The sequence below is a fragment of the Pseudomonas sp. LF020 genome (genome assembly GCF_053456425.1).
This window is the reverse complement of sequence record NZ_JBRFIX010000002.1, coordinates 118,618-133,610: the sequence shown is the minus strand read 5'-3', so window position 1 is coordinate 133,610 and position 14,993 is coordinate 118,618. Positions and strand designations below refer to the sequence as shown.

Here is a 14,993-nt window from a genome sequence, read left to right as displayed (position 1 = left end):
GGGGTCAGACCCCGATCAGGTGTTTGAGCGGATGGTAGCCAGTTTTCATCTTCGCTGCGACGTCGAGAATGGCCTTTTCAATGCCGTTCAGGTGCATGCAGGTCAATTCGATGGCGGCACTCTGGTTGCCCGCTTCGATGTACTCGATCAGCCGCAGGTGCTCGTCGTCCCGGCAGGCTTCGTGGCTGTCGTCATCCAGCGCGGCGGCGTACAGCGAAGCACGGGAAATCAGTTTCTGGAACCAGTCGAGCAGCACCGGGTTATTGAGGCTGCGCGCCAGTTTGATGTGGAACTCGCCGAGCAGATGGATCAGCCGTTCATGGTCGCCAGCGGCGTGGGCCTCGTCTTCCAGCAACAGATGCTCGCGCAGGTCTTGCATCGCGGCGGTGTCCTTGCGCCGGCACAGCTCGGTGACGATGCCGATCTCGATCAGGCGCCGGGTTTCGAACAGCGAACGGATCTCTTCATTGCTCGGCAATGACACCGATGCACCTTTATTGGGCTCGGTGGTGACCAGTCCGTCGGCCTCCAGTTGCTTGAGCGCGGCACGCACCGACGTACGGCTGACATTGAACAATTCGGCCAATGAGGCCTCGCCCAGCTTCATCCCCGGACGCAGCGAACGCTTGCTGATCGCCTCGTAAACCCCTTGGTAGACGCGGTCGACCGTGGTTTCCAGTTTTTTCTCGGTCATTGCAACACTCCTTTAGCGTCAGGCAACCGGCCCCTGGCGATGACTGGCCATGGAAAAAGGGGGTTGCACACGCAGATTAATCCGGGTATTTCTAAATTGCATTCAGATATTGCATACAATAATTAGAGGATTGCACCATTATGGGTCAACCAATAGCAATTGAAGTGCGCAACGTCTCCAAACGGTACTCCGAGGACCCTGGCCTCGCACCGGCCCTGGACAATGTCTCGGTGAATATCGCCGATAACGAGTTCTTCACCCTGCTCGGCCCTTCGGGCTGCGGCAAAACCACCCTGCTGCGCACCATCGCCGGTTTCGAACACGTCAGTGAAGGCGAGATTCGCCTGGCTGGCGAGCCGGTCAATGATCTGCCGCCGTTCAAGCGCCGGGTCAACACGGTGTTCCAGAGTTACGCGCTGTTTCCGCACATGAGTGTCGCGCAGAATATCGCCTTCGGCCTCGAGATGCAGGGTCTTGAACGCAAGTTGATTCCGGATCGGGTCAACGAAATGCTCGCATTGGTGCAGATGGAGCACCTGGCCGGGCGCAAACCGGCCGAACTGTCCGGTGGTCAGCAACAGCGCGTGGCTCTGGCCCGGGCGTTGGCGCCGAAACCCAAAGTCCTGCTGCTGGATGAGCCGCTGTCGGCGCTGGACTTGAAGCTGCGCAAGGAAATGCAGGTCGAACTCAAGCGCGTACAGAAGGAAGCCGGGATCACCTTCATTTTCGTCACCCACGATCAGGAAGAAGCGTTGACCCTGTCCGATCGCATCGCGGTGATGTCCGCCGGCAAGATCCTGCAGATCGGCACCCCGACCGACATCTACGAACAGCCCAGACACCGTTTCGTCGCGCAATTCATCGGCGACATCAACTTCCTTCCCGGTCAGCTCAAGCACGGCGCGCACAACGAAAAACTCTTCGTGCCCAACGGCATGCCGATCGAAATTCCGTGTCAGCAACAGAGCTTTGCCGGCAGCAGCGTGCAACTGGCGTTCCGTCCGGAGCGTTCGCAACTGGTGGATGCCAGCCAGCCGCATCACCTGCGCGGCGTCATCGAGGCGGTGCTGTATGTCGGCACCGCCACGCTGTACCAGTGCCGGTTGAACAACGACGTCAAAGTCATGCTGCGCGAAAACAACGAAGGCCTGAACCGTGGTCGTGCCGTCGGCGAGCGTGTCGCCGTGCACCTGCCGCCGCACGCCTGCCTGTTGATGGAGGCCTGAGATGAGCGTCAGCAGCACTTCCCCCGCTCTGAACCGGGCGCTGTTGCTCAGCCCGGTGGTGTTGACCCTGCTCGCCCTGATCGCCATCCCACTGGGGATCATGGGTTACATCAGCCTGCTGCCGCGCAACACCTACGGCGGCGTTGACTGGCAGGCGCAATGGCAATTGCAAAGTTACGTGCAGCTGTTTTTTCAGGAGGGCTTCGACGGTGAACTGGAGCTGAACTGGGTCTACGCCCAGGCGCTGTTGCGCTCGGTGTTGCAGGCCGGTGGCACCACGGTGTTGTGTTTCTTGTTCGGCTTTCCGGTGGCGTTGTGGATGTCGAGCCTGACTCCGCGTCGGCGCAATCTGATGGTGCTGCTGATCACCATCCCGTTCTGGACCAACCTGCTGATCCGCAACTACGCGTGGCTGATCATCCTGCGCGAACAGGGCAGGGTCGCCCAGAGCCTCAACGCACTGTTCCCGAGCGCCGGCGGCATCACCCTGCTCTACAACGACTTCGCGGTGAGTGTCGGGCTGGTCTACAGCTTTCTGCCGTTCATGATTCTGCCGATCTACTCGACCCTGGAAAAACTCGACTGGCGTCTGGTGGAAGCCGCGTATGACCTGGGCGCCAACCGCTGGCACGCACTGCGGCGGATCATCCTGCCGCTGTCGATGCCCGGAGTGATCGCCGGAGCGCTTCTGGTGTTTGTGCCGAGCCTCGGCGCGTTCATCACCCCGGCGATTCTCGGTGGCGGCAAGACGCTGATGATCGGCAATCTGATCCAGCAGCAGTTCGGCACCGCGCGCAACTGGCCGCTGGGCAGTTCGCTGTCGTTCCTGCTGCTGGGGATCTTGCTGTTGTCACTGGTGCTCTACGCCCTCTATAGCCGCAGCGCGGCGAAAACCCTCAATCGAGGAGCGAAAGCATGATCTCTCTGCACCTGAAAAAACTTCCGGCGACCCGGGAAATCAGCCTGTTGATCCTCGCCTATCTGTACCTGCCGATCCTGGTGCTGATCGTCTACAGCTTCAACGCCAACCGCTCGGCGACGGTCTGGACCGAGTTCTCCTTCGCCTGGTACGGACGGATTCTGGCCAACCCGTCGATCCAGACCGCAGCGCTGAATTCGATCATTGTCGCCACCCTCGCCACCGTGTGCGCCACGGCGATTGCCCTGCTCGCGGCACTGGCGACCTACCGACCGTTCTACGGGCAGAAAATGGTCGAAGGCGGGATCAACCTGCCGCTGATCCTGCCGGAGATCGTCACCGCCGTAGCGACCTTGCTGCTGTTCATGGCGCTGGGGATCAAGCTCGGGTTGCTGACGGTGATCGTCGCGCACATCGGCTTCTGCATTCCCTTCGCTTACCTGCCGATCCGTGCCCGCCTCAACGATCTGGACAAGAGCCTGCTGGAGGCGGCCAACGATCTATACGCCAATCCGTGGCAGGTGTTCCGCCGCGTGACCTTGCCGCTGCTGTGGCCGGCGGTGTTGTCCGGTTCGGTGCTGGCGTTCGTGGTCAGCCTCGACGATTTCATCATGACCTTCTTCGTCGCCGGGCCCGGTTCGACCACGTTGCCGGTGTACATCTTTTCGGCGATCAAGGCCGGGGTAACGCCCGAGATCAACGCGATCTCGACCCTGATGCTGGTGATTTCCATCGTCCTCGTGGTGCTGGCCTTCTGGCTGGGGCAACGCGGCAAACAACCATAAACCTGGAGCGCTCTCATGAAAGTCAAAAGCCTGCGTCTGGCCGTATCCGGTCTGGCCCTGAGTTGTTTCGCCGCGTTCGGCGCCCACGCCGCTGAACCCAAGGAATTGTTTTTCTATAACTGGACCGATTATTACCCGGTGGATCTGCTGGCCAAGTTCGAAAAGGAGACCGGGATCAAGGTCACCATGGACGGCTACGACAGCAACGAAACCCTGCTCGCTAAATTGCAGGCCGGCGGCGCCGCGTACGACGTGATCGTGCCGTCGCAGTCGATCATGCAAACCCTGATCAAGCAGGATCTGTTGCTGGAAATCGACACGCCGACCCTGAGCAATTTCCAGTACGTCAAAGGCCCGTTCCGCGACCCGAGCTTCGACCCTGGCCGCAAGTTTTCGGCACCGTACCTGTGGGGCACCACCGGTTTCTCCTACGACAGTGCGCGGGTGCCCGGCGGCAAACTGGATGATTCGTGGAAAGAGTTCTTCGAACCGCGCAAGGAACTGCAAGGCCAGCTCGCCGCCCTCGATACCTCCAGCAGCGTGATCAACGCCGCCAGCCATTACCTGAACGTCGACGAGTGCACAGAAAACCCGCAGGACGCCAAGCGCATCCTCGAACTGCTGCAAAAGCAGAAACCGTTCCTGAAGATGTACAGCTCCGACAACACCGTCGACCGCATGGCCTCGGGCGAGGTGATCATGATGCAGAACTGGAACGGCTCCACTGCCCGCGCGACCTTGCAGAAGAACACCATCAAGTACGTCTATCCGCGTGAAGGCGTGGCGATGTTTCAGGACAACTTCGCCGTGCCGAAAAGCGCGCCGCACCCGGGCAACGCGAAGATCTTCATCGACTGGATGATGAAACCGGAAAACGCTGCCGCCGTGTCCAACGCCATCGCCTATGCCAACGGCATCCAGAGCGACCAGTTGCTCGACCCGAAGTGGAAGGTCATGGACGCCATCAACATGCCCGAGGAATACGCCTCGCGCCTGCGCCCGGAAAAGGAATGCAGCAACAAGTCGCGCGAGTTGCAGGACCGGATCTGGTCGAAGCTCAAGGGCTGACTTATTTCGCTTGAGACCGCAGCGCGGCCTTCGCTGGCAAGCCAGCTCCCACAAGGACCTGTGTCGTTCACAGAAATTGAGCACACCCTTGAACCTGTGGGAGCTGGCTTGCCAGCGAAGAGGCCCGACCAGACACCACTGAAACCGAGGTGCAGCCATCGCTGGCAAGCCAGCTCCCACAAGAACCTGTGTCGTTCACAGAAATTGAGCACTCCCTTGAACCTGTGGGAGCTGGCTTGCCAGCGAAGAGGCCCGACCAGACACCACTGAAACCGAGGTAAACCAATGACCCAGCCACAATGGCTCAGAAACATCCGTCCCTACGGCGCCCCCGCCGAAGACCTGCTGATCGAAAACGGCCGGTTCGCCCAACGCCGTCCGGCCTCGAACAGCCCGTTGGCCGCCACCGACATCAATGGTCAGAACCAGTTGCTCACCGCACCACTGGTGGAAAGCCACGTCCACCTCGACAAGACCCTCTACGGCCAGCCATGGCGCCCGAACAGCGCCGGTCCGACGCTCAAGGACTACATCAGCAACGAACGCCGCGTGCTGCGCGAAGTCCAGGCACCGATTGCCGAACGCGCCGGTGCCCTGCTGGAAAACTGCATCGCCCGCGGCTCGCTGACGATGCGCTGTCACGTCGACATCGATCCCGAATTCGGCCTGCGCCACGTCGAAGCCATGCTGCATCTACGCGAACGCTACAAGGACCTGATCGACCTGCAACTGGTGGTGTTCCCGCAGACCGGGCTGATCAGCCGCCCCGGCACCGCCGAACTGATGCGCGAAGCCATGGCCCTGGGTGTGGAGAACGTCGGCGGTCTCGACCCGTGCGGCATCGATAACGACCCGATTGCGCAGCTGGATTTCGTGTTCAGACTCGCCGCCGAGTTCGGCCGTGGCGTCGACATTCACCTGCACGACAAAGGTGAACTGGGCCTGTGGCAAATCGCGCGAATCGCCGAATACACCGAGCGATTCAACCTGCAGCACCGGGTGATGATCAGCCACGCCTACTGCCTGGGCATGCTGCCGTGGAGCCAGGTCAAACCGGTGGCGGAACGCCTTGCGACTCTGGGCATTTCGCTGATGAGTTCGGCGCCGGCCGACACCGCCGTGCCCCCGTTTCTGGCGTTACGCGAAGCCGGCGTCAACGTGTGTCTCGGCTCCGACGGCATTCGTGATGCGTGGTCGCCAATGGGCAACGGCGACATGCTCGAGCGGGCGATGCTGCTGGCGTTTCGTTTCGATCTGGCCAAGGACGATGAACTGGCGGCGGCGTTCGAAGCGGCCACGGTCAATGGCGCTGTTGCGCTGGGGATCAACGATTACGGCTTCGACCTCGGGCGACCAGCAGACTTTCTGCTGTTGCCGGTCGAGACCCTTGGCGAGGCCGTGGTGGCGCGGCCGGTGCGTCAGGTTTATCGCAGCGGTGTGTTGATCGCCAGCGGTGGTCGTCTGCTGGACAGTCGCCTGTGAAACGCATCGGCTTGCGTGCCAGTTGCGTGGTCGGCTTCGACGGCAGGCAGCACGTGCTGTGGCGTGACGGCGAAGTGGTGTTCGCCGGCTCGCGGATCGAATTCGTCGGGCGCGGCTATCAGGGGCCGGTGGATCAGTGGATCGACTACGGCAATGCGCTGATCGGCCCCGGTTTCATTGATCTGGACGCCCTCGGCGATCTCGACTCCACCGTGCTGACTCTCGACAACGGCGACGAGCGCAGCATGGGCCGCATGTGGTCCGCCGAGTATCTGGCTGCTGGCTCGCGTGAGACCTACAGCCCCGAAGAAGAAATCTTCAAATACCGCTACGCCTTCACTCAGTTGATCCGCAACGGCATCACCACGGCGATGCCGATCACCTCGATGTACTACCGCGAGTGGGCCGAGACCTACGCCGAGTTTGCCGCCGTCGCAGGCGTTGCCGGCGAACTCGGCCTACGTACCTACCTCGGGCCTTGCTACATGAGCGGCATGAGCTACTGGCGCGCCGACGGCACACTCGCCCATCACTGGGATGAAGAACGAGGATTGGCCGGGCTTGCGGCGGCTGAATGCTTCTTCAAGGATTTCGACGGTGCGCACAACGGCTTGATTCGCGGCGCGCTGTTGCCCGATCGCATTCAGACCTGCACCCCGGCGCTGCTGCAACGCACCTCGGCGTTGAGTCGCGAGCTGCATGCGCCAGTGCGCCTGCATTGCTGCCAGGCGCAGAGCGAAGTGGCGATGGTCGAGCAGTTGCGCGGCGTTTCACCACTGGGCTGGCTGCAGCAGCTGGACTTGCTGACGCCGCGCAGCCTGTTGCCCCACGGCATCTACACCCGTGGTGACGACGATCTGCAACGGGTGATCGACGGTGGCGCCAGCCTGGTGCATTGCCCGCTGGTGTTCGCCCGGGATGGCGAGGCGCTGAACTCGTTCGGGCGCTATCGGGCCAAGGGCATCAACTTCGCCCTCGGCACCGACACCTGGCCGGCGGATTTGCTGGACAACATGCGTCATGGTTTGAGCATCGCCCGGCTGATGGAAGGTGATGCTTCGCTGACCAGCAGCCTCGATCTGTACAACGCCGCCACCCTTGGCGGCGCCAGGGCTTTGAGCCGCGATGACCTCGGACGTCTGGCCCCCGGCGCCAAGGCGGACATCACCGTGTTCAGCCTGCGCGGCCTGCATTTGGGGCCGCTGTTCGACCCACTGAAAAACCTGCTGCTGGCCGGGCGCGGCGACGATTGCATCGCCAGTTACATCGACGGTCGCTGCGTGATGCACGACGGTCAGGTCAATGGCGTCGACTACCCCGCCCTGCAACGCCAGGCCCAGCGCCAATACGAAAAACTCATGCGCAGCCACAGCGAGCGGGCCTTTGCTCGCCCGGACTGGAAGACCCTGTTCCAGCCAGCCATCCCGTTCGCTGACGACTACAGCGCCGAAGCGCCATTGAGCGCAATCGATCCACTTCTTTAGAGATATCTGCCATGCACAGCTTCGACTTCAGCCAGCTCAGCCCCCGGGAAAAATACAAGATCCTGATCGGCAGCGTGGTGCCACGCCCGATTGCCCTGGTCACCACCATCGACGGTGAGGGCCGGGTCAATGCCGCACCGTTCAGCTTCTTCAACGCGCTGTCCGCCGACCCGCCGATCCTTGCCCTCGGCGTGGAAAACTACGGCGACCAAAGCCCCAAGGACACCACGCGCAATATCCAGCTCAATCAGGAATTCACGGTGAACATCGTCAGCGATGCGCTGGTGGAAGCGATGAACGTCTGCGCCGTGCCGTTCGCTCCGGGCTTTGATGAACTCACCGCCGCCGGACTGACGGCGATCCCCGGCACGGCAGTCAAATGCCCGCGCATCGGCGAAGCGCCGGTGGCGCTGGAGTGTCGACGGATGATGGCGCTGAACATCGGTCAGTCGCGGGAGATCATTTTTGGCGAGGTATTGATGGCGCATGTGCGCGACGAGTTGATCGATCCACAGACGCTATACATCGATCAATTGGGCCTGGATGCGATCGGGCGCATGGGCGGACATGGTTATGCACGGACCCGGGATTACTTCGATTTGCCGACCCGCTCGTTGCAAGCGTGGACGGAGGCGCCGGGGGGTGGCGAACGGTTTTGGCCTGCCCCGAAATAACCCGGTATTGCGAAACCTGTGGCGAGGGAGCTTGCTCCCGCTCGGCTGCGCAGCAGTCGTAAACCCAAACGACGCGGTGAGTCAGACTCATCGCGCTGTCGGATTTGGGGCCGCTGCGCATCCCAGCGGGAGCAAGCTCCCTCGCCACAGAGGCATCACTGCCTCAAGGGTTTAGTCCGTACCGTATTTCGGCGAACGCGGGCCATACAACAGGCCGGCGTGCTGCCCCGCCGACAACAGGCGATTGCTCGCCACACCGGCAATCGGGTATCCGGCGTCGGTGGAACTGTTGATCACCTGCTTCACCGCTGCAGTGATCAGCATGCCGATCAGGCCGCCACCGCTGTTGTTGCCGCCCTCTTCGCTCGACGCCCGCGCCGAACCGGTCCACAGCGTGGTGCCGGATTTCAGATCCACCAGTTTGGCGGTGGCGGTTACCGCGGTTTCGCTGCTGATCACCATGTAGCGCGTACCGTACTCGGTCACGGTGATGTACAGCGCAGCGTCGGCGCCGAAGATTTCCTTGAGCTTGTTGGCCGGAGCCTGATGAATGTCATCCGGGGTGGTCAGGCCGTTCTGGCGGAAGGTTTCGTCCACCAGGGTGATCGGCAGCACGTAGTAGCCGGCCTCGGCCAGTGGGAACGTCACTTGCGACAACAGGCTGTACGACGCTTTCACGTCCGGCGAGGTATTGAGCGGCGGCAGCACCAGAATGGTCTTCGGCCGTGCCTGTTTGTACGCCGAATAGTCGACGGTTTTCGGCGCGACGCAGCCACCGAGTACGGTCAGGGCCAGACCGGCGGCCAGCAGTTTCAGGGTGCGCGAGATCATTGGGCGTCTCCGGTCTTGGCGTTTTTAAGCAGAAAATCCATGTACGGCCCGGACTCGGGGAACAGCGCTTTCTCGGTGCGGAACTGCTGCACCATCTGATCGTCCTTGCCCATGCTCAGGTACAGCAGACCCAGGTGCGCGTGGTAGCCCGGCGGCACAGCCTTGCCGGTGGAACGGATCTTCTGCAGGTCGCGCTCCAGCACTTCAGCCTGGGCTTCTTTCGGCTCTTCGCCTTTGAAGTATTCGTAGACCTGCGGTTGGTAGTCTTCCCACTGGTACAGGGTTTTCGGGCTGCTGCAACCGGCCAGCAAAGCGCTGGCGGCCAGCGTCAGGGCCAGCAGCGACCGCGACAAAGTCAGATTCATGGGTGTTGCTCCTTGCAATGAATAGCGATCAGTTCGCCGGTTTCCAGGCACCGGCGTTCATGCCATCGACCAGACGATTGATCGCCTCGCGCATGGCCAGATCGAGGACTTTGCCGTTGAGGGTGGAGTCGTAGGCAGCGGTGCCGCCGAAGCCGATGATTTCGCGGTTGGACAAGGCGTATTCGCCAGCGCCTTGAGTCGAATACACCACTTCGGAAGTGCTGATGTTGACGATGTTCAGGTTGACCTTGGCGTAGGCGACCTGGGTCTTGCCCCGACCGAGAATGCCGAACAGCTGATGGTCGCCGGTTTCTTTGCGGCCGAACTCGGTGACGTCACCGGTGACCACGTAATCGGCACCCTTGAGGCGCTGGGCCTGGCCCTTGATCGCGGCTTCCTGCTGGATCTCGCCCATGTTGTCGCGATCCAGTACCGAGAAACGGTTGGTCTGCTGCAAGTGAGTGATCAGGATGGTCTTGGCCTGGCCGCCGAGACGATCAACGCCGTCGGAGAAGATCCCGCGCATGTAGCTGGAGCGGTTATCGAACTTGCCCACCGCCATCGGCACACGAGCGCCGGTCCAGACTTGCGTGGCGCTCTCGACCTTGGCCACCGGCAGCGCGCGGGAGCTTTCGGTGGCGCACCCGGCAAGGGAGCTGGCGAGGGTGCCGAGCACGGCAATCGCAACGCCTGAGACCAACATCCGGGAGATCATTCTCACTGTGCATTCCTTCTGAAAAAAACGGTGTGTCCCGGCACGGCAAGGCAGTGGGGAGCGGAAAAGGGGCGGCATTATGACAAAGTGCCATCATTCGCGACAGATTTTTTTGACGCCAATGGATTGGCTGATCTGAACACCATAAATCCCCCCGTGTAGGAGCTGCCGAAGGCTGCGATCTTTTGATCTTGCTTTTAAAAATCCAAGTCAAAAGATCGCAGCCTTCGGCAGCTCCTACAGGGGGGATCGGTGTTAGTGAAAGTCGCGGCTCTGCACGCGGATGCCATCGAGCAGCGGACTCAGGTCGCTCAATCGCCCGGCGATCAGGTGCCGGACTTCGCCTTCGCGCTCCCAGCGGCCATCGACCTTGAGCAGTTGCGAACCGACCAGCACCTGGCGCTGACGCTCGGCCAGATCGCGCCAGACCACCACGTTGACGTTGCCGAACTCGTCTTCGAGGGTGACGAAGGTCACGCCGCTGGCGGTGCCCGGTCGCTGACGCCCGGTGACCAGCCCGGCGATGCTCACTGGCCGGCCGTGTTCGACGTCCAGCAATTCCTGCGAGCTGCGGCAACGCCGTGCCTTGAGCTCGCCACGCAACAGCGCCAGCGGATGCGGCCCCAGCGTGGTGCCGATGGTCGCGTAATCGGCCTGCAGGTCCTCGCCGACGCTCGGTTTGGGCAGCAGCACATCGGCTTCTTCCTGACTTGGCAACCCGGCAAACAGGCCCAGCTGTTTCTGCACCCCGGCCACTTCCCAGTGCGCACGATGCCGATGCCCGGCCATCCCGCGCAACGCTCCGGAGTCAGCCAGCAGCGCCTGAGCGCGGCTGTCGAGCGCAGCCCGTTCACCCAGGTCGGCGACATCGGCAAAGGCCCCGCGCGCCCGCGCCGCTTCGATGCGCCGGGCATCGTCCTCGCGAAACCCCTTGATCATCCGCAAACCCATGCGGATCGCCGGTTGCGCGCCGCTGATCGGTTCCAGGCTGCAATCCCAGTCGCTGGCGCGCACGTCCACCGGACGGATCTGCAATTGATGGCGGCGCGCGTCCTGCAGAATCTGATCCGGGCTGTAGAAACCCATCGGCCAACTGTTGATCAGCGCACAGGCGAACGCCGCCGGTTCGTGGCACTTGAGCCAGCAACTGGCATAAGTCAGCAAGGCGAAACTGGCGGCGTGGGATTCGGGAAAACCGTAACTGCCAAAGCCCTTGATCTGCTCGAAGATCTGCGCGGCGAATTCCTCGCTGTAGCCGTTTTTCTTCATGCCGGCGGCCAGCCGTGCCTTGTGCGGTTCCAGCCCGCCGTGGCGTTTCCACGCGGCCATCGAGCGGCGCAACTGATCGGCCTCGCCGGGGCTGTAGTCGGCGGCGACAATGGCGATCTGCATCACCTGCTCCTGAAACAGCGGCACGCCGAGGGTGCGTTTGAGCACCACTTCCAGCTCCGGCGAGGGATAGGTTTCCGGCTCTTCCTTGTTGCGGCGGCGCAGGTACGGATGGACCATCCCGCCCTGAATCGGCCCCGGGCGGACGATCGCCACCTCGATCACCAGATCGTAGAACTTCGCCGGTTTCAGCCGCGGCAGCATTGACATCTGCGCCCGGGATTCGATCTGGAACACGCCGATAGTGTCGGCGCGGCTGATCATCTCGTAGGTCGGTTTGTCTTCGGCGGGAATCGTCGCCAGGCTCAGATCCTGATGCCGATGACGGCGCAGCAAGTCGAAGCAGCGACGGATCGCACTGAGCATGCCGAGGGCGAGGATATCGACCTTGAGCAGCCCGACCGCATCGAGGTCGTCCTTGTCCCACTGAATGATCGTGCGCTCGGCCATGGCCGCGTTTTCCACTGGCACCAGGGTGTCCAGCGGCTGCTCGGAAATCACGAAACCGCCGGGGTGCTGCGACAGATGCCGGGGGAAGCCGATCAGTTGCCCGGTCAGGCTCAGCACCCGACGCAGCAGCGGGCTGTCGGGGTCGAAGCCGCCTTCGAGCAAGCGCGCCAGCGGTGGCGTTTCATCGCTCCAGTGGCCGCAGCAATCGGCCAGCGCATTGATCTGATCCGGCGGCAGCCCAAGGGCCTTGGCCACGTCACGCACCGCACCGGCGGCATGGTAGGTGCTGACCACCGCCGTCAGCGCCGCCCGGTGGCGGCCATACCGGCGAAACACGTATTGCAGGACTTCTTCGCGGCGTTCGTGCTCGAAGTCGACGTCGATGTCCGGCGGCTCGTTGCGCTCCTTCGACATGAAACGCTCGAACAGCAGCGTGGTGCGGTCCGGGTCGATCTCGGTGATGCCCAGGGCAAAACACACCGCCGAGTTGGCCGCCGAACCACGGCCCTGACAAAGGATTTTTTGTTCGCGGGCGAAGCGCACCACATCGTGCACAGTGAGGAAGTAGCTTTCGTAGCCGAGTTCGGCGATCAGCTTCAGTTCGTCGTCGATTTGCTTGAGCACTTTGGCCTGTGGCCCTTTCGGCCAGCGCCAGGCAATGCCTTCTTCAGTCAGTTGGCGCAACCAGGAGCTGCCGGTGTGCCCCTCTGGCACCAGCTCTTTCGGATACTGATAGCGCAACTCGCTCAGCTCGAAAGTGCAGCGCCGCGCCAGCTGCACCGAGGCGTCGAGCAACGCTTGCGGATACAGCTCGCGTAACACGTCGAGGCTGCGCAGATGCCGTTCGCCGTTGGGGTGCAGACGCAACCCGGCCTCGGCCACCGGGACGTGATGGCGGATCGCGGTCATGGTGTCCTGCAGGGCGCGCCGGCCACGGGCGTGCATGTGCACATCGCCGCTGGCCACGGCGACAATCTGCAACTGCTCGGCCAGACTCGACAGGGCCGTCAGCCGCCGCCGGTCGTCCTGCCCGCGATGCAGCTGCACCGCCAGATACAGGCGCTCGCCGAAGGTCTGCTTCAGCCAGCGCCCCTCCTCCACGTCATCCACGCTGTCCGGCACCCATACGGTGAACAATCCCGGCAGCGGCTCGCTGAAGTCCTCGCGCAGCACCTGGTACTGGCCCTTCTGCGTACGCCGCCGGGCCTGAGTGATCAAACCGCACAAGGCCTGATACCCCGCCAGGTTCTCCACCAGCAGTATCAGTTTCGGGCCGTTATCGATGCGGACTTCGCTGCCGATGATCAGCGGCAGTTCAACCGATTTCGCCGCTTGCCAGGCGCGGACGATCCCGGCCAGGGTGCATTCATCAGTGATCGCCAGCGCCTGATAACCGTGTTTTTTTGCCCGCTGGAACAGCTCCAGGGCACTGGAGGCACCGCGCTGGAAACTGAAGTTCGACAGGCAATGCAACTCGGCATAACCCTCGCTCATGCAAACCAGCCCTGCAGCCACAACGGACCGCCCTCGCCCACGGCCCGATAGGCCCAGCCCTGCTGACCGGCGCGGTTCTGGATCAGGTAGTAATCGCGGCGCACATCGTCACCGTCCCACCAGCCGGACTCGATACGTTCCGGACCCATGAGGATTCGCGCCGAACCTTCCGGCACACTTTGCGGTTCGCCGAGCAGCCAGCCCGGACGCTGCACGCTCGGCAATCCGCTGCAACGCTGCTTGTCGACGCCGTTCTGCCAGGCACATTCGGGGCGATGGTCGGCCTGAAAGCGCAGGCCCTGCACCGCGTCATCGCCGAGCCGTGCGCGCAGGCGTTCGCGCAATTGCTCCCAGGGCAAGGTCTGTTGCGGACGGTCATCGAACAGTTCCTGAAACTGCGGCACGAAACTCGGCAGGTCTTCGGCGCGCAGGCGAAAACCACGCACCGGGGCCTCGACCTGGACTTGTTCCAGTCGCCCGCGGGCCAATTCGAAGAGCATCGCCGGATCGCGCTCGGCGCTGAGCAGGCCGACCTTGATCACCGTGTCCGGCAGCCCGGCGTGCTCCAGATGCAGGTCGAAACGCTGCACGCCGCTGTCACGTCCGCAGAGGAACGCCGAGAGGTCAGCGGTCAAGCGGCGTAACGGGAACAACAGCGCCTGATGGGATTGCACGTCGAAATTCAGTTCGATGCGCACATCGAAACGATCCGGCGGCAGATAGAAGGCCAAGGCCAGCGGCCGTGCCCCGAACAAGGTATCGAGATGCTTGAGCATTGAGGCTTCGAAACGTCGGGCCAGGGCCTGACGGGGCAGGCTCTGCAGTTGGTTCAGGTTGCGCAGGCCCATGCGCGTCAGTGCGGTGGCGACCTGCGGCTCCAGCCCGACACGGTCGACGGGCAACTGCCCGAGATGATGTTGCAGGGCTTCGCCGTCCGGTACTACGAGACCGTCGTAGGCGTTGGCCAGCACCCGCGCCGCCACCGGATTCGGTGCGGCGACGATGCGATGGCGGAAGCCCAGCTCGGTCAGCTCTTTGCGCAGCCGCGCTTCGAACTGCGCCCAGGAGCCGAACAGACCCAGGCTCGACTCGATCTCGAACACCACGGTACGCGGGTAATGCACGCTGACCTGCGCGCTGAAGCGATAGGCCCACGCGGCGAGAAACTGTTGCCAGTGTTCGACCTCGGCCAGGTCGTAATCGGCGGTGGCGAAACCTTTGCTCAGGGCTTGAGCGGCGGTCATCGACTGGCCGGCGCGCAGGCCGAGCTGACGCGCCGCGGCATTCACCGCTTGCAGCACCCGGCGCTGGGCCGGGCCGCTGAGCAGCACCAACGGCTCAGCGGGATCGGCACGCTGACGCAGCACCGCGTCGAGGGCCAATTGCGGGAACAGAATACACACCCAGCGCATGATGA

13 protein-coding genes are annotated in these 14,993 nt (G+C 62.6%); 7 read left to right on the top strand and 6 right to left on the bottom strand.

Annotation, left to right across the window (positions count from 1 at the left end; all coding sequences use genetic code 11):
• Positions 1-4: 4 nt before the first annotated feature.
• A complete protein-coding gene (locus ACU680_RS04765) occupies positions 5-694 on the bottom strand; it encodes a GntR family transcriptional regulator (protein ID WP_007969663.1) in 690 nt (229 codons plus the stop codon).
• 140 nt (positions 695-834) lie between these two features.
• Between ACU680_RS04765 and ACU680_RS04760 the strand changes: the two genes are divergently transcribed.
• The 7 genes from ACU680_RS04760 to ACU680_RS04730 all read left to right on the top strand — a co-directional run bounded on the left by ACU680_RS04760 (position 835) and on the right by ACU680_RS04730 (position 8,332).
• The gene (locus ACU680_RS04760) at positions 835-1,920 is read left to right on the top strand and encodes an ABC transporter ATP-binding protein (RefSeq protein ID WP_448178787.1); all 1,086 of its coding nucleotides are present in this window, start codon (positions 835-837) and stop codon (positions 1,918-1,920) included.
• Position 1,921: 1 nt separating this feature from the next.
• Positions 1,922-2,839 (top strand): ABC transporter permease, encoded by a 918-nt coding sequence (locus ACU680_RS04755; RefSeq protein ID WP_448178786.1) that lies wholly within the window; start codon positions 1,922-1,924, stop codon positions 2,837-2,839.
• Positions 2,836-3,624 carry an ABC transporter permease gene (locus ACU680_RS04750; RefSeq protein WP_007969667.1) on the top strand — a complete coding sequence of 263 codons (789 nt, stop codon included), beginning with the start codon at positions 2,836-2,838 and terminating at the stop codon, positions 3,622-3,624. Before ACU680_RS04755 ends, ACU680_RS04750 begins: the two co-directional genes overlap by 4 nt.
• Before the next feature lie 15 nt (positions 3,625-3,639).
• On the top strand, positions 3,640-4,692 hold the full coding sequence (locus ACU680_RS04745) for an extracellular solute-binding protein (protein ID WP_329697473.1): 1,053 nt from the start codon (positions 3,640-3,642) through the stop codon (positions 4,690-4,692).
• Positions 4,693-4,977: 285 nt separating this feature from the next.
• Complete coding sequence (locus ACU680_RS04740) at positions 4,978-6,174, top strand: amidohydrolase family protein (RefSeq protein ID WP_448178785.1); 1,197 nt, start codon at positions 4,978-4,980, stop codon at positions 6,172-6,174.
• Positions 6,171-7,658, top strand: coding sequence for an amidohydrolase family protein (locus ACU680_RS04735; RefSeq protein ID WP_448178784.1), 1,488 nt, complete (start codon positions 6,171-6,173; stop codon positions 7,656-7,658). The genes ACU680_RS04740 and ACU680_RS04735 overlap by 4 nt, the downstream gene beginning before the upstream one ends.
• An 11-nt stretch (positions 7,659-7,669) precedes the next feature.
• Positions 7,670-8,332 (top strand): flavin reductase family protein, encoded by a 663-nt coding sequence (locus ACU680_RS04730; RefSeq protein ID WP_448178783.1) that lies wholly within the window; start codon positions 7,670-7,672, stop codon positions 8,330-8,332.
• Between the two features lie 171 nt (positions 8,333-8,503).
• Here the strand turns inward: ACU680_RS04730 and ACU680_RS04725 are convergent, their stop codons facing one another.
• The 5 genes from ACU680_RS04725 to ACU680_RS04705 all read right to left on the bottom strand — a co-directional run bounded on the left by ACU680_RS04725 (position 8,504) and on the right by ACU680_RS04705 (position 14,988).
• Complete coding sequence (locus ACU680_RS04725) at positions 8,504-9,163, bottom strand: DUF799 domain-containing protein (RefSeq protein ID WP_131670302.1); 660 nt, start codon at positions 9,161-9,163, stop codon at positions 8,504-8,506.
• Positions 9,160-9,528, bottom strand: coding sequence for a DUF4810 domain-containing protein (locus ACU680_RS04720; RefSeq protein ID WP_007969675.1), 369 nt, complete (start codon positions 9,526-9,528; stop codon positions 9,160-9,162). Before ACU680_RS04720 ends, ACU680_RS04725 begins: the two co-directional genes overlap by 4 nt.
• 28 nt (positions 9,529-9,556) lie before the next feature.
• Positions 9,557-10,243, bottom strand: a complete 687-nt coding sequence (locus ACU680_RS04715) for a CsgG/HfaB family protein (protein ID WP_177325722.1) — start codon at positions 10,241-10,243, stop codon at positions 9,557-9,559.
• A 255-nt stretch (positions 10,244-10,498) separates the two neighbouring features.
• Positions 10,499-13,576 carry an error-prone DNA polymerase gene (locus tag ACU680_RS04710; protein WP_448178782.1) on the bottom strand — a complete coding sequence of 1,026 codons (3,078 nt, stop codon included), beginning with the start codon at positions 13,574-13,576 and terminating at the stop codon, positions 10,499-10,501.
• Positions 13,573-14,988 (bottom strand): Y-family DNA polymerase, encoded by a 1,416-nt coding sequence (locus ACU680_RS04705; RefSeq protein ID WP_367084320.1) that lies wholly within the window; start codon positions 14,986-14,988, stop codon positions 13,573-13,575. The genes ACU680_RS04710 and ACU680_RS04705 overlap by 4 nt, the downstream gene beginning before the upstream one ends.
• Positions 14,989-14,993: the final 5 nt, after the last annotated feature.

What these genes read in the sequence shown, in the direction of transcription:
- ACU680_RS04765 (WP_007969663.1), bottom strand. Translation starts at nt 694, where the DNA reads ATGACCGAGAAAAAACTGGAAACCACGGTCGACCGCGTCTACCAAGGG.
- ACU680_RS04760 (WP_448178787.1), top strand. Translation starts at nt 835, where the DNA reads ATGGGTCAACCAATAGCAATTGAAGTGCGCAACGTCTCCAAACGGTAC.
- ACU680_RS04755 (WP_448178786.1), top strand. Translation starts at nt 1,922, where the DNA reads ATGAGCGTCAGCAGCACTTCCCCCGCTCTGAACCGGGCGCTGTTGCTC.
- ACU680_RS04750 (WP_007969667.1), top strand. Translation starts at nt 2,836, where the DNA reads ATGATCTCTCTGCACCTGAAAAAACTTCCGGCGACCCGGGAAATCAGC.
- ACU680_RS04745 (WP_329697473.1), top strand. Translation starts at nt 3,640, where the DNA reads ATGAAAGTCAAAAGCCTGCGTCTGGCCGTATCCGGTCTGGCCCTGAGT.
- ACU680_RS04740 (WP_448178785.1), top strand. Translation starts at nt 4,978, where the DNA reads ATGACCCAGCCACAATGGCTCAGAAACATCCGTCCCTACGGCGCCCCC.
- ACU680_RS04730 (WP_448178783.1), top strand. Translation starts at nt 7,670, where the DNA reads ATGCACAGCTTCGACTTCAGCCAGCTCAGCCCCCGGGAAAAATACAAG.
- ACU680_RS04725 (WP_131670302.1), bottom strand. Translation starts at nt 9,163, where the DNA reads ATGATCTCGCGCACCCTGAAACTGCTGGCCGCCGGTCTGGCCCTGACC.
- ACU680_RS04720 (WP_007969675.1), bottom strand. Translation starts at nt 9,528, where the DNA reads ATGAATCTGACTTTGTCGCGGTCGCTGCTGGCCCTGACGCTGGCCGCC.
- ACU680_RS04715 (WP_177325722.1), bottom strand. Translation starts at nt 10,243, where the DNA reads ATGATCTCCCGGATGTTGGTCTCAGGCGTTGCGATTGCCGTGCTCGGC.
- ACU680_RS04710 (WP_448178782.1), bottom strand. Translation starts at nt 13,576, where the DNA reads ATGAGCGAGGGTTATGCCGAGTTGCATTGCCTGTCGAACTTCAGTTTC.
- ACU680_RS04705 (WP_367084320.1), bottom strand. Translation starts at nt 14,988, where the DNA reads ATGCGCTGGGTGTGTATTCTGTTCCCGCAATTGGCCCTCGACGCGGTG.